Origin of the sequence: Methylomonas sp. ZR1 (genome assembly GCF_013141865.1) — a bacterium.
Lineage (GTDB): Bacteria > Pseudomonadota > Gammaproteobacteria > Methylococcales > Methylomonadaceae > Methylomonas.
This window is the reverse complement of sequence record NZ_RCST01000001.1, coordinates 3639901-3652694: the sequence shown is the minus strand read 5'-3', so window position 1 is coordinate 3652694 and position 12794 is coordinate 3639901. Positions and strand designations below refer to the sequence as shown.

General features: G+C 52.3%; 13 protein-coding genes. 10 read left to right on the top strand and 3 right to left on the bottom strand.

Annotated features, from left to right (window positions below):
* Positions 1-5: 5 nt before the first annotated feature.
* Positions 6-2147, bottom strand: a complete 2142-nt coding sequence (locus DDY07_RS16505; RefSeq protein ID WP_171696655.1) for a diguanylate cyclase — start codon at positions 2145-2147, stop codon at positions 6-8.
* 165 nt (positions 2148-2312) lie between these two features.
* On the opposite strand from DDY07_RS16505, the gene DDY07_RS16500 reads away from it, so the two are divergent.
* The 4 genes from DDY07_RS16500 (at position 2313) to DDY07_RS16485 (ending at position 6068) form a co-directional block, all read left to right on the top strand.
* The gene (locus DDY07_RS16500; protein ID WP_171696654.1) at positions 2313-3719 is read left to right on the top strand and encodes a cytochrome ubiquinol oxidase subunit I; all 1407 of its coding nucleotides are present in this window, start codon (positions 2313-2315) and stop codon (positions 3717-3719) included.
* The gene (gene cydB / locus DDY07_RS16495) at positions 3709-4800 is read left to right on the top strand and encodes a cytochrome d ubiquinol oxidase subunit II (RefSeq protein ID WP_171696653.1); all 1092 of its coding nucleotides are present in this window, start codon (positions 3709-3711) and stop codon (positions 4798-4800) included. Before DDY07_RS16500 ends, cydB begins: the two co-directional genes overlap by 11 nt.
* Positions 4801-4912: 112 nt before the next feature.
* Positions 4913-5491, top strand: coding sequence for a DUF502 domain-containing protein (locus tag DDY07_RS16490; RefSeq protein ID WP_033155879.1), 579 nt, complete (start codon positions 4913-4915; stop codon positions 5489-5491).
* An 85-nt stretch (positions 5492-5576) separates the two neighbouring features.
* Positions 5577-6068 carry a CinA family protein gene (locus DDY07_RS16485; protein WP_171696652.1) on the top strand — a complete coding sequence of 164 codons (492 nt, stop codon included), beginning with the start codon at positions 5577-5579 and terminating at the stop codon, positions 6066-6068.
* Positions 6069-6082: 14 nt separating this feature from the next.
* Here DDY07_RS16485 and DDY07_RS16480 read toward each other — a convergent pair whose 3' ends face one another.
* The gene (locus DDY07_RS16480; RefSeq protein WP_033159547.1) at positions 6083-6832 is read right to left on the bottom strand and encodes an IS5 family transposase; all 750 of its coding nucleotides are present in this window, start codon (positions 6830-6832) and stop codon (positions 6083-6085) included.
* Positions 6833-7099: 267 nt separating this feature from the next.
* Here DDY07_RS16480 and DDY07_RS16475 point away from each other — a divergent pair, with 267 nt between their 5' ends.
* From DDY07_RS16475 to DDY07_RS16455, 5 genes are all read left to right on the top strand, one after another.
* Positions 7100-7885, top strand: a complete 786-nt coding sequence (locus DDY07_RS16475; protein ID WP_171696651.1) for a M48 family metallopeptidase — start codon at positions 7100-7102, stop codon at positions 7883-7885.
* Positions 7885-9087 carry a succinyldiaminopimelate transaminase gene (gene dapC / locus DDY07_RS16470; protein WP_171696650.1) on the top strand — a complete coding sequence of 401 codons (1203 nt, stop codon included), beginning with the start codon at positions 7885-7887 and terminating at the stop codon, positions 9085-9087. The genes DDY07_RS16475 and dapC overlap by 1 nt, the downstream gene beginning before the upstream one ends.
* Positions 9088-9211: 124 nt before the next feature.
* Positions 9212-10030, top strand: a complete 819-nt coding sequence (gene dapD, locus DDY07_RS16465; RefSeq protein ID WP_171696649.1) for a 2,3,4,5-tetrahydropyridine-2,6-dicarboxylate N-succinyltransferase — start codon at positions 9212-9214, stop codon at positions 10028-10030.
* An 82-nt stretch (positions 10031-10112) separates the two neighbouring features.
* Positions 10113-10487: a DUF1640 domain-containing protein gene (locus DDY07_RS16460; RefSeq protein WP_171696648.1), complete on the top strand. Its 375-nt coding sequence runs from the start codon at positions 10113-10115 to the stop codon at positions 10485-10487.
* 122 nt (positions 10488-10609) lie between these two features.
* Entirely contained in the window at positions 10610-11161 is a 552-nt protein-coding gene (locus tag DDY07_RS16455) for a hypothetical protein (protein WP_171696647.1), read from the top strand.
* Here DDY07_RS16455 and DDY07_RS16450 read toward each other — a convergent pair.
* Positions 11158-11862 (bottom strand): hypothetical protein, encoded by a 705-nt coding sequence (locus tag DDY07_RS16450; protein WP_171696646.1) that lies wholly within the window; start codon positions 11860-11862, stop codon positions 11158-11160. The two genes, DDY07_RS16455 and DDY07_RS16450, sit on opposite strands and share 4 nt — an antisense overlap.
* A 285-nt stretch (positions 11863-12147) precedes the next feature.
* On the opposite strand from DDY07_RS16450, the gene DDY07_RS16445 reads away from it, so the two are divergent.
* Complete coding sequence (locus DDY07_RS16445; protein ID WP_171696645.1) at positions 12148-12585, top strand: hypothetical protein; 438 nt, start codon at positions 12148-12150, stop codon at positions 12583-12585.
* Positions 12586-12794 lie beyond the last annotated feature (209 nt).

Genomic DNA, 12794 nt, shown 5'->3' with positions numbered 1-12794 from the left:
CGCGGTTAAAACGCGGTCGGCGGATTGGCGAATCGGTAAGTTTGTGAGGCGGCTTTTTTGGCGGCATTCATAGCGGCTTGTTTCAGCGCTTCGGTATTGTCGGCATGGTCAGGGCAGATGGCGATACCGATACGGCAATTGAGTTGGGCTGTATCGTGTTCCAGCGTAAACGGTTCGGCGAGTTTTTCGATAATTAATTGCGCGACGCGCTCAGTGCTGTCGGTTTTTTCCAGCTCGGTAAGGATGACCGCAAATTCAGCACCATCCATTCGCGCCACCAAATCGGTTTCCCGCACATTCGCCAGCACGCGCTGCGCGGCTTCCTGCAAAATGCTGTCGCCTTGCGCATAACCAAAGCGCTCGTTAATGTCTTTGAAGTGCTCGATGTCCACCACCAGCAACGCCAAAAACCAGCCGCCGCGCTGCGCTTTTTTAATGTCTTGCTCCAGTCTGTCGTAAAACAGGCGGCGATTGCCAACACCCGTGAGCGGATCTAAATTAACCTGTTTCCACAGTTGTTCTTCACCAAGCTTACGTTGGGTGATGTCGAAAAACAGGCCAATACGCTTTAGCGGTAGTCCGTTGCGGTCGAAAATGGTGTTGATGTTGAGCTGCTCGACATAAAGTTCGCCGTTTTTACGTCGATTCCAGATTTCGCCCTGCCATTTTCCTTTGCTATTGATGATTTGCCACATGGATTGAAAAAAACTATCGTCATGCCGGCCGGAGCCCAGAATCCGGGCGTTCTTGCCGATTATTTCTTCGGCGGAGTAACCGGTAATGCGACTGAATGCCGGGTTAATCGAGACGATGGTGGCATCCGCTTCGGTGATCATCATCGCTTCGCTGCAATTTTGGTAAAACAACATCCCTAGTTGCCGATCTTCTTCAGCCAATTTGTGTGCCGTGATGTCTTGCAGAATACCGGTCATGCGCGGGCTATTGCCGATTTGGTGGCAACCGGAGCCGCGAATCCAGCGGATTGCGCCGTCGATGCGGCGGATGCGGCATTCGAAATTCCAATTGCTGTGTTGGGTGCAGGCAGTTTGGAAACCGGCATTGACCATATCTCGATGTTCCGGTGTGACATGGCCGAGAAATGTATGATAGGTCCAATGCGGCAGCAGTTGGCTGTAGCCGAAAATTTGATCGTGTATGGCCGTGCGTTGCACCGAATAATCTTGCAAATCCAGATCCCAGGCGCCGGTATCGATGGTTTCCAATGCAAAACTCAAGCGGGCCTCACTTTGTTGTAAGGCCTGGTTGATTTGTTGTTGATGGAATAAAGTCAGGGCCAACGGTATGCCCACGCTAGCCAGGATGAACAGGTAAAACCAGATGTTTAGCAGGCCGCTTTGCAGGTGTATGGTGGCGAATGCGCCCAACTGATGTTGCAATCCCCACAGGGATTGAATGGCGGTCATGGTCACCAAAAGCAGCACGCCGTGACGGCCGAATCTGACAGCCGCCCAAACCACAAACAGGAAGGCCCAATAGGTTTCGCCGTAAGCGTTCAGCAGGTTGGGAAACCAGCTTAAAAACACCGCCTGGCCGCTCAAAAAACTCGTTGCTATGAAGGCCAGCGTTTCCAGTAAGCGTTTGGGGGCGAACCAGTCTTTCGGCCAGTGTCGCCAGATCAGAATTAAAGGCGTGACCAAGGCGATTCCCAATACGTCGGCCATCCACCAGTGCCGCATACTGGGCAGCAGGGCTTCGGCAGGCAGATACTTGCTTAAAAACAAGGTCATGGGGCCGATCAGTGCGCTGAAACAGGCGGCGATGATGCCTGTCAAAGTCAGCCAGGCAAAATCCCGCGGGTGCCGTAGCGATAGCGAAAAGCCTGGGTTGCCAAGCAGTAGCCAGGCGCCAAGCCAGGATTCCAGGATATTGCCGGTAGCGATGCAGGCGGAGATTAACCAGGAGTCGCCGACCAGCATGCCGGCCAGAAACGCGCCGATGAATACGCCCGGCCAATAGCGCTTGCCGCCCAACAGAAAAGTGGCCATCCCCAGGCCGGCTGGAAACCAAACCAGCGTGACATTGCCGTTGTCGGAAAAAAAAGCCAATACCAGTTTGGCCAGCATGGCGTAGAGCAGGGCTATAGCGACTATTTTCAGTCCAACGATGTGGCGCGGAGTAAAGCCCATGAGGTTTTGGAATGTGTACTTGTAAGTTGAAAAGTGTATATCAGTCGTCTGTATTCTCCAGTTTTTCACGCGGGTTTTAATGCGAATCGGTCGAGAAAAATCGCAGACAAACAAGCGGATAACTCTATAATTGCCCGCATTTTTGAGCTTGACCGAGGAGTGGGGATGATTTCCGAAACGGTTGTTGAGTTATCGCGGGCGCAGTTTGCGCTACATGCGGTGCAATATTTTCTATTCGTACCTTTGACGCTGGGTTTATCGCTCTTGTTGGCGGCTATGGATTCCTGGTTTGTATTCAGCGGGCAGAGCGTTTATCAACGTATCACGCAGTTCTGGGGAAAGTTGTTCGCGATTGGTTTTGGCTTGAATATGGCTTCTTCTCTGGTGATGGCGAGTCAATTCGGCTCTCATTGGTCGTATTTTGCGCATTATGTCGGCGATGTGTTTGCCTTGCCTTTATTGTTGGGGTTTGCCGGTTTGTTTATAGCTGCCAACGGCCTGGGCTGGTTTTTATTTGGCTGGCAGCGCCTGGGTAAAGGCACACATTTGGCGGTAACTTGGCTAATCGCGATTGGCTGTCACTTGAGTTTTTTCGGTTTTCTGATCGCCAGCGGCTGGATGCAAAATCCCGTGGGTGCGGAATTGAACACCCAAACGCTGCGCCTGGAGTTGCTCGATGTGTCGTTGGTGCTGAGCAATCCGCTGGCTTGGGCGAAATTTGTGCATAGTTTGCTGGCCGGTTATGTGGTGGCGGCTGGTTTTGTGTTGGCTATCAGCGCTTACTATTTACTGAAGCAGCGCGAAACCGAATTGGCGCAACGTTCTTACCGGATGGCGGCCGCTTTGGGTTTGGCGAGTGTGATCGCTACGATGGCGATAGGCGATGCCAGTGTTTATGGCGCCGGCGCGATGCAGCATAACAAATTGGCGGCCATTAACGGTCTGCCCAATGCTGCGATTTTGGCACAAAATCGTCAGCGCATAGGCAATGGCATAAAAGCTTACGCGCTGTTGCAAGAATTGCGCGACGACAAAAAAGAGCCGGAACTGTTGGCGGCATTTGCCGCCGCCAAAGTTGATTTGGGTTATGGCTTATTGCTGAAGCGTTGGCGGGAGAGCGTGACCGATGCCAGTCCAGCGCAGATAGAACAAGCCGTCAGCGCCAGCGTGCCGGCTAGCGGGCGTTTGTATTGGGGATATAGACTGATGATTGCGGCCGGCGCTTTACTGGCGCTGCTGTTTGTAGCGGCAAACGCGGTCAATATCGTCGGGTGGCAGCATGCCTGGTTATTCAAGGCCAGTGTTTACGCTTTACCGTTGCCGTGGTTGGCAAGTGCCAGCGGCTGGTTTATCTCGGAGTTCGGCCGGCAGCCTTGGCTGGTGGCCGATATGCTGCCCATCTGGCAAGGGGTATCCACATTGGCTGTCGCCGATCTGGCGGTCAGTCTGGCGGCTTACGGTTTGACCTATGCCGGCCTGCTGGCGTTGGCCGTCATGTTAACTTTAAAGTTTATCGGGCAGGGCTGCGCCACCGCGTTGCCGATTAACCAGGAGCCGAGTTATGTTGCTTGATTATGAAATGCTGCGCTTGATCTGTTGGGGCGTGTTGGGCTTGTTCGTGATCGGTTTTGTGCTGAGCAGCGGTATCGAGATCGGCGTCAGCCTGTTGTTGCCCTTTTTGCATGCCTCCGAGGTGCAGCGCGCCGAGCTGGTCGCCAGGTTGGCGCCAACCAGCGCCGGGAATCAGGTCTGGCTATTGGTAACTATCGGTGTATTGTTTGTCGGTTGGCCGACAGTGTATGCGGCGACGTTTGCCAGCTTTCAACCTTTGCTATTGTTGATGGTGTTATCGCTATTCGTGCGGCCTTTGGGCTGGTATTTCAGAGCTAGCGTGACGCGCGAGGATAGTCTGAAAAAATGGGATAAGGCCTTGTTTATTTGTGGCTTGTTGCCGGCGGCGCTGTTGGGGGTGATGGCCGGCAATCTGTTGAAAGGCGTGCCGTTTCATTTAGCCAGTGATATGCACATTGCTTTTCTGGGCAGTTTTTCCGGGCTGTTCAGTCCGTTTGCGTCCTTGGTCGGCGCTACCTGCGTAGCCTTATTGGCAGTGCATGGCGCGATTTATCTGCAAACGCATAGCCAAGACGAGCTATACCAGCGCAGTAAGGCGCTGGCCATGTCCAGTGGTCTGGCATTTTTGGTGTTGTTTGCGTTGGCCGGCGGTTGGATTACTCATCTGGAGGGTTATCACGTCAGCACCGAGATTATGCCGAATGGGGTTTCCAACCCATTGACCAAATTTGTGAAACGCGGCGACGGTTTGTGGCTGGACAATTACGAGCACGAACCGGCTCTATGGGCCTTGCCTGCTTTGGCCTTTGTCTGCGGGATAGCCGCGTTGGTGTTGTCCCGTCTGGATAGAGCGCATTGGGCGTTGCTGGCGAGTGCCGTGATGGTGGTGATGGTGATTTTAACCATGGGAGTGTCCTTGTTTCCGTTCTTGGCGCCGTCCAATATCTCTTTAAATAGTTCTTTGACTATTTGGGATGCCAGCGCCAGTCTGACGACCTTGAGCGCGCTGCTGTGCCTGACGGGAGTAATGCTGCCGCTGATGGCGATTGCCACGCGCGGCCTTTATAAAATGTTACCTTGAGTGCGGCTCGGGGTGTTTCGCAGGTAATGCATGCATCGAGACTTCCTTAACCGGCGTAACTCTGCTAAAACCTAGTTTCCTAACAACTATAATTAATAAAGGTAGGCGCATCATGAAGAAAATCCTTAACCACACCCTGATCGGCATTCTGGCGTTTATACCGGTTATGGTGATTGTACAAATCGTGTTGTTCGTGAAAGACCGACTTACCGATTTGTTTCAATTCGTTTACGGTTATTCCGATAATTATCTGGTGACATTTTTGTTGTTTGCCGCCAGTTTCGCGACCATTACCTATGTGGGGAGTCGGGTTAGTCTGGGCCGGTTTTCCATCATCGCGATGTTCGAACACCTGATCGAGCGCATCCCGCTGTTAAGTACGATTTACCGGGTGACCAAGAAACTGGTGAACATGATTGCCGGCCATCAATTGCAAGAGCCGCGCGAAGTGGTGTACATCGAATATCCAAAGGAGGGCATTTGGGTGCCTGCCTACGTAACCAACAAGACCGACGACCGTTATGTGTTGTTTGTGCCGACATCGCCCAATCCTACTTCAGGGTTTGCGGTGATTGTGCACGAATCGAAAGTGGTTAAATCGGATATGAGTATCGAGCAAGTGACCAGCTTTATCATCAGCGTCGGCGCCGATTTCGAAAAAGTCTCGGAAATCGCCAAATTACCTAAGTAAATTGGCCCGTCTGTTGCAGCGATGACCTTTTCGCTGCAACAAAATCCCTTCTCGGCTTGATGCCGTATCAGCTAACCGGACTGCTATGCACGATCCAAGCTATTTACTCGCCGAAGCGCTCGGCAATCGACTAAACACTCTGAGTCTACGTCTGGCTTTGGCGGAATCCTGCACCGGCGGCGGCATTGCCAAGGCAATTACTGATGTGCCGGGCAGTTCCGGATGGTTTGACCGGGGTTTCGTCACCTACAGCAACGATGCCAAAATCGATATGCTGGGTGTCAAACCGGAGACTTTGGCGAGAGTGGGGGCGGTTAGCGAAGAGACTGCTTTGGAAATGGTGGCGGGCACTTTGACCAATAGCCTGGCCGATCTGGCTTTGGCCGTCACCGGTATTGCCGGACCGGATGGCGGCACGCCGGTAAAGCCGGTCGGAACCGTATTTATCGCCTGGCAAATGCGCGGCGCTAACGGCGCTTGTTTGCAGAAACAATTCAGCGGCGACCGGCAGTCGATACGCCAGCAGGCAACGCTGTTTTGCTTGCAGCAACTTTTACACATGCTGGAAAACGCCTAGGGGCTGTTGCCGTTTTACATGGGTAACCAAATAAAAGCGCAGGCCAAAGCGACAACGCCTTCAAAATTGCGTTTCAATTTGTCATATCGCGTCGCGATGGCTCTGAAATGTTTCAATCGCGCAAAGACATTTTCAACGAGGTGGCGATATTGGTAGAGGCACCAATCCATTCCGTCATTCCCGACGATTGAATTTTGTTTTCTAGGAATGATAGGGACACTCCCTTTCTCTCGAATTTGAATCCGTAGAGGTTCACTGTCATAGCCTTTGTCAGCGACCGTGTAGTCAGCCAAAGGCAGTTTAGCCACTAATTCCGGCGCTTCTTTGCAGTCATGGACTTCACCACCGGTGATTGAGAAATGAATAGGCAGCCCACAGGCATCAACGGCCATATGGATTTTCGTGGTGTTACCCGCAACGGATTTCCCAATCGCGGCATCCTGTTCATGAGCCGCACCGCTACTATGCTGATGCGCTTTCACGATACTGCCGTCAATAAAGGTCCATTCCAAATCCGGTGCCACAACCAGGCCTCGAAAGATGCCCATCAGTTTTTCTTGCAGTGACCACGCATTAAACCGTTTGTAGACTGCATTCCACTTACCAAACGTGGCAGGCAGGTCTCGCCAGGGGCAGCCGACTCGCATGCGATAAAAAATCCCTTCTACCGTTTGCCTGAGCGAAGGCTTGTCATAAATCCCCAGGCTTAACAGGATGGCTTTGAATTTATTCCAGTATGCATCCGTAAACATTTGTCGCGGCATAGCTCACTTGTCTTCTGATTGAAAAATCAATCAATGAGGCAGAGCCGTTCGATTTCAAGGCTATCGTTTCAAAATGGCAACAGCCCCTAATCCCGGCGATTTTTATTTCTTCGGCAGCGTCTGATCCAAGTATTTTCAAGAGCTGTTCTGTAAATAGCCTGGGTTCAGTCCGGAGTCGGAACAAGGCTTGATCGGCCAAAAAGCTTTTAACTCCGGCTCACAAGTTACGTTAAAATGCCGCTTCTTTTGCTTGCGGATGTTGTCGCCATGTTGAAAAAATTCCTGCTTTCCACGGCTGTTTCCTTAGCGGTAACTGCTTGCGCTACTAGCCCTACCGGCCGTTCCCAGTTTATCTACATGTCCGATAATCAGGTCGATCAAATGGGTTTGCAATCCTTCAGCGACATGAAAAGCAAAAACCCTATTACGCAAAACCCACGCTACAGTCAATTTGCCAGCTGTGTGGCGCAAGCCATTACCCAACAAACCGGCGGGCAATGGGAAGTGGTGGTGTTTGAAGATGAAACCCTGAATGCGTTTGCATTGCCTGGCAACAAAATTGGTGTACATACCGGTCTGATCAATCTGGTCGACAATCAAGATCAACTGGCGGCTGTCATAGGTCACGAGGTAGGCCACGTCCTGGCGCGCCACAGTAATGAGCGTTTGTCGCAGGAAACCGCGGTCAGCACCGGATTATCGATGGTGCAAGCCGTGTCGCAGCCGCAAACCGCATTGGGGCAAACTGCGCTGGGCTTATTAGGCGTTGGCGCCCAATACGGTGTCATCCTGCCGTTCAGCCGGGTGCATGAAACCGAAGCCGATACCATCGGTTTGGATTTAATGGCCAAAGCGGGATTTGATCCGCGGCAGAGCGTGAATTTGTGGTTGAAAATGGATAAGGCTGCGCAGGGCGGCCAACCTATCGAATTTATGTCCACCCATCCATCGCACGGTAGCCGTATCGAGAATTTGAATCAGCATATGAATCAAGCGCTGCAAATGCAGCAACAAGCCAAAAACAATGGCAGACAGCCGCATTGCAGTAAATAATGAATCCGCATTTATCCCAGTTACATCCTTACCCATTTGAAAAGCTGGCCGCGCTGAAACAAGGCATCACGCCGCCAGCCGAGAAAACGCATATCGCCCTGTCGATTGGCGAACCCAAACACGCTACCCCGCACTTTATCCAGGAGGCCTTGCTAAGGCATTTGCACGGTTTGACCCAATACCCCACTACCAAAGGTTTGCCGGAATTGCGCCAGACCATTGCCGAATGGACGTGTCGCCGCTTTGGTATTCCGTTGGGCGGAGTAGATGCCGAAACCCAGGTATTGCCGGTTAACGGCACTCGCGAGGCCTTGTTTTCCTTGGTGCAGGCTGTGATCGATCCGGCTGAGAAGCCGGTGGTGATCATGCCCAATCCTTTTTATCAGATCTACGAAGGCGCCGCTCTGCTGGCAGGCGCCGAGCCGTATTATCTGAATACCGTGGAAGCCGATGGTTATTTGCCGGATTTCGACAGCGTGCCGGAGGCGATTTGGCAACGCTGCCAATTGATGTTTATTTGCTCGCCGGGCAATCCAACCGGTACGGTGTTGACACCAGCCGATCATCTGAAATTATTGGCTTTGGCCGACCAGTACGATTTTGTCATCGCCTCCGACGAGTGTTATACAGAACTCTACGACGACGAGGCCAATCCGCCGCAAGGCTTGCTGCAAAGCGCTTATCAGGCCGGCATTACCGATTTCAAACGCTGCGTGATTTTTCAGAGTCTGTCCAAACGTTCCAATGCGCCCGGCTTGCGCTCCGGCTTTGTGGCCGGCGACGCCGAGGTGCTGAAACAATATTTCAAATACCGCACCTACCACGGCTGCCCGATGCCGGTGCCGACCCAGCACGCCAGCATCGCCGCCTGGAACGATGAGGAACACGTCAAGCATAACCGCCAGTTGTACCGCGACAAGTTCACCGCTTTCATCGATATTCTCAAGGACGTCTGCGACATCAGCCGGCCGCCGGCCAGTTTTTATATTTGGTTAAAGACGCCGATTGCAGATACCGAATTTGCGCGGAAATTGTTCGCCGAGCAAAACATTACCGTGCTGCCGGGCAGTTATCTGTCGCGCGATAGCGGCGGCATCAATCCCGGCGCTAACCATGTGCGCATTGCCTTGGTCGCGCCGATTGAGGAATGTGTTGAGGCTGCGCAGCGGATTAAAGCATTTCTCAATGAAAACAAGCCGTAGGAATTTCCCCTCTTTGAAAAAGAGGGGCTAGGGGAGATTTTTAGATAAATCCCCCTCGACCCCCCTTTTACAAAGGGGGAAGAAACCCAGACCCTTTTTTAAAACCATTCCAAGAAGTGAAACCATGTCAAACCTGGAAACCATCATCAACGACGCCTTTGAAAACCGCGCCGAAATCAGCCCGTCCACCGTCTCAACCGAAGTGCGTAACGCGGTTACCGAAGCCTTGAATATGCTTGATAAAGGCGAAGCCCGCGTCGCCGAGAAAAAAGACGGCGATTGGGTGACCAATCAATGGCTGAAAAAAGCCGTGCTGCTGTCGTTTCGCATCAACGAAAACAAAGTCATCGAAAGCGGCGACGTGCGCTATTACGACAAAGTGCCGACCAAATTCGGCCAGTACAGCGAAGCCGACTTTGCTCAAGCCGGCGTCCGCGTGGTGCCCAACGCAGTAGCCCGTTACGGTTCTTACATAGCGCCCGGCGCGATCCTGATGCCGTCTTACGTCAACATCGGCGCTTACGTCGATAGCGGCACGATGGTCGACACCTGGGTAACGGTCGGTTCCTGCGCGCAAATCGGTAAAAACGTGCATCTGTCCGGCGGCGTCGGCATCGGCGGGGTACTGGAACCCTTGCAAGCCAACCCCACCATCATCGGCGATAACTGCTTCATCGGCGCCCGCTCCGAGATCGTCGAAGGCGTGATCGTCGAAGATAATTGCGTGGTATCGATGGGCGTCTACATCGGCCAAAGCACCAAGATCTTCAACCGCATGACCGGCGAAGTGACTTATGGCCGCATTCCAGCCGGCTCCGTGGTCGTCTCCGGCAACCTGCCATCCAAAGACGGCAGCTACAGCTTGTATTGCGCGGTGATCATTAAGCAGGTGGACGAGAAAACTCGCAGCAAAACCGGGATTAATGAGTTGTTGCGGGATTAACCGCTCGCTCTCTGATGCATGGCGCTGGTTTGGCGCCATGCGTTACAATGCTGGCACCGCTTTTTCTTTGAGGGCGTAGGGCATGAACGCAATTCCATTCGATACCTTAAAATTTGCGCTGCGTTTAAAGGCGGCGGGTTTTACCGAGGCCCAAGCCGAAGTAATCACCGAAATGCAAAAGGAAGTCGTCGACAACACGCTGGAACAAGCCAGGCACGATTTTCATCTCGACGATGTCTCCACCAAACGCGATTTAAAAGACTTGGAAGTCGTATTGCGTACCGAAATCAAAGCGTTGGAATCCGAGTTAAGCCACAAAATCGAATTACTCCGAGCAGACACTCGACGCGATCAAGCGGAAACCAAAGCCGATTTAACTCGCTGGATTGTCGCCGCCGGGTTCTTGCAAACTACAGTCATTGTGGCGGTGTTGCTGAAAATAGCACATTTGGTTTGATTCTTCACGGAGACAGTTGCTAACCGGCCAAGATTTTTTCCTTGTTACTCCAGTCCCGGCATAGTGGTTCTGGTTGGCCTGTATACTCCAAGCTGCTTAACAAAACGCCATGAGGGAGTGCGATGTCCAAAGCAAACAAAGTGGGGTTTTGGAGCTTATATGCTGTGTGCCTGCTGAGCTCGGGCGTCAGAGCCATCGAAAACTGCCCCATAGAACGTGCCCGTTATGAATTGATGGGGGACGAAAAGTTCTCCGCCGTTTTTGACATTAAGCCTACGCGAGTTAATCCGGCCGGAGAGCTTGTGGTATTTGTCTCGTCGTTAGCCAGTCAATACACCTACTGGTTCAGATTGAACTCGGGAAACGGTTACTCAACACTGTCCATGACGCCTTTGGAGCAGCCCAAGCCCGGTTCGGAGTCTATACCGCTCCGTGACGCGCCAACGACGCAGCACGAGTTGACCGAGTTTCAACCGATATTCTTGATCGACGAAAATCTGGTGTTTTTTCCTCCAGAGTCCGCTCGGCCGGGTTTGGCTGCACCAATGTACCTGTTTCCAGCAGCTCTCGCTCCAAGTCTTTGGTACCACAGTGGATCGCTCGGCAATCCCGAAAATACCCGCGAATCGATGCTCCGTGCTTTGTTTAAATATAAGGATTGTCGGCAAAGTTAAATTTTATTCGCCCTGATGGTAAACACCATCACCAACTCTTCATCCTGTTGCAATGTCAGCGGCGTCGGCAGGCCATCCGGGCCTGGTTGCAGGCCGATGATCGGCTCGATGCAGACATACTCGGCTTTTTTGTCGCTCCAAATGCCAAACGCTAATGCCAGATCCGCCGACAACGGCGAGATGTGGCAAGTCATCGTCACCGTGTAATCGGTTGTGCTTAACTTTATCGGTGCCGCTGGCGAGTTGGCGTGATGTACTCTCAAGCTATCGTGCGGGAGAGCCGAGACCTCAATATGCGTATCCGCAATCTCGATAAAACTGTTGGGCGAAATCGAAAAATAGGGGTGAAAGCCAGGGCGAACCAAGGCGGTTTCCGACATCGCGCGAATGCGGGTGCTGACGGTCAGGGTTTTGCTGTTTGCTTCCGTCTGCTCTTGCCAATCGGTGATTACTGCGACGCTGCCCCAGTTAGTTTCGTCAGGCGCCGTGAGGTTTTTTTGGTGCGGTAGATCAGTCTCGCAAGGCGTTATGCGGTATTCGCCGTGTTTAAGCGCAAAAGGCGGTGTTAGTTCTTCAAAATTGGGTATGCACAGATACACACCGCCGCGCGAACCGCCGTCGGCTTTATCGTGTAAGGGTTGGATAATATGAATGTCGTCTAACTGCCAATTGACTAGGGTGCCTGTGTCGGTGAATTTCATGGGGAAAATGTATCCTGTGCTGGAATGGTTTTACGGTATTGGGTATGGCGATAATTGAGTGAGTTTTTAGGGGGCGCGATGTGGCATAAGTTGCCAGTCTGCGGTCATGGGTCTCAAAAATAAGTGCCTTGAGGGCTATTGTAAACAACGGGGCAGGGAATATGGGGGATTTCAGGTTGCCTTGATGATGTTTCTGTAACCGGGCGCTGCTGATAGACTCAGGATTGTCGAATTTTCGACTGTAATAAAATTAAGCGGTAACCTTGTTTTATCCAGGTCGAGACGATGCAAACAACCGATATTTTTTCCTTGAAAAGTCACGCCGGCGAATATCAAGATTGGCCATTGCAGACCCAATTGCTGATAAATGGTTTGCCGAGCTCGTCTTATGTGCCCGGCTATCGGCTTTTGCATCAATTTCAAACTCCCGCGCATGAATACCTGTTAATTTGCGATTGGGATTGCCCCTTTGAAGAAGCGACAGAGATAATCTTGCTGGATAGCCAGTTCAACGTGCTGGCGGTGCGTTCGTTTGGCGTGCCCTACGGCTCTTTCTGGCTGGACAAGGTGTGGGTGTTGGACGATGCCAACCTCAAGCTTAGGTTTTTTCGAGATGAGGATTGGCAAGTGACTATTACGCCGCAAAACGTCCCTTGCCTGCATTTTTCAAGCAGAAGCTGGCTGCCGGTGTTTAGAACGCGGATACAGTTAAAACGGCTTTAAGCGGATAGATCGACCGGACGCGGTCTGCCGCTCGGGTTTGTGCGGCTATGCAGCCCCAGGTAGGAATTTTCCGAACCAACCGATGTAATTGCAAATGTAGCTGGTAAGCTGGTCCTGAGAATCGAAACGGGAGTATGCCCGGCGGAAAATAGCCGATCAGGGAAAGTATGACGGCGCGCGAGGGAGTTTTAACGCATGGCAAGGATGAG

What these genes read in the sequence shown, in the direction of transcription:
- DDY07_RS16505 (WP_171696655.1), bottom strand. Translation starts at nt 2,147, where the DNA reads ATGGGCTTTACTCCGCGCCACATCGTTGGACTGAAAATAGTCGCTATA.
- DDY07_RS16500 (WP_171696654.1), top strand. Translation starts at nt 2,313, where the DNA reads ATGATTTCCGAAACGGTTGTTGAGTTATCGCGGGCGCAGTTTGCGCTA.
- cydB (WP_171696653.1), top strand. Translation starts at nt 3,709, where the DNA reads ATGTTGCTTGATTATGAAATGCTGCGCTTGATCTGTTGGGGCGTGTTG.
- DDY07_RS16490 (WP_033155879.1), top strand. Translation starts at nt 4,913, where the DNA reads ATGAAGAAAATCCTTAACCACACCCTGATCGGCATTCTGGCGTTTATA.
- DDY07_RS16485 (WP_171696652.1), top strand. Translation starts at nt 5,577, where the DNA reads ATGCACGATCCAAGCTATTTACTCGCCGAAGCGCTCGGCAATCGACTA.
- DDY07_RS16480 (WP_033159547.1), bottom strand. Translation starts at nt 6,832, where the DNA reads ATGCCGCGACAAATGTTTACGGATGCATACTGGAATAAATTCAAAGCC.
- DDY07_RS16475 (WP_171696651.1), top strand. Translation starts at nt 7,100, where the DNA reads ATGTTGAAAAAATTCCTGCTTTCCACGGCTGTTTCCTTAGCGGTAACT.
- dapC (WP_171696650.1), top strand. Translation starts at nt 7,885, where the DNA reads ATGAATCCGCATTTATCCCAGTTACATCCTTACCCATTTGAAAAGCTG.
- dapD (WP_171696649.1), top strand. Translation starts at nt 9,212, where the DNA reads ATGTCAAACCTGGAAACCATCATCAACGACGCCTTTGAAAACCGCGCC.
- DDY07_RS16460 (WP_171696648.1), top strand. Translation starts at nt 10,113, where the DNA reads ATGAACGCAATTCCATTCGATACCTTAAAATTTGCGCTGCGTTTAAAG.
- DDY07_RS16455 (WP_171696647.1), top strand. Translation starts at nt 10,610, where the DNA reads ATGTCCAAAGCAAACAAAGTGGGGTTTTGGAGCTTATATGCTGTGTGC.
- DDY07_RS16450 (WP_171696646.1), bottom strand. Translation starts at nt 11,862, where the DNA reads ATGAAATTCACCGACACAGGCACCCTAGTCAATTGGCAGTTAGACGAC.
- DDY07_RS16445 (WP_171696645.1), top strand. Translation starts at nt 12,148, where the DNA reads ATGCAAACAACCGATATTTTTTCCTTGAAAAGTCACGCCGGCGAATAT.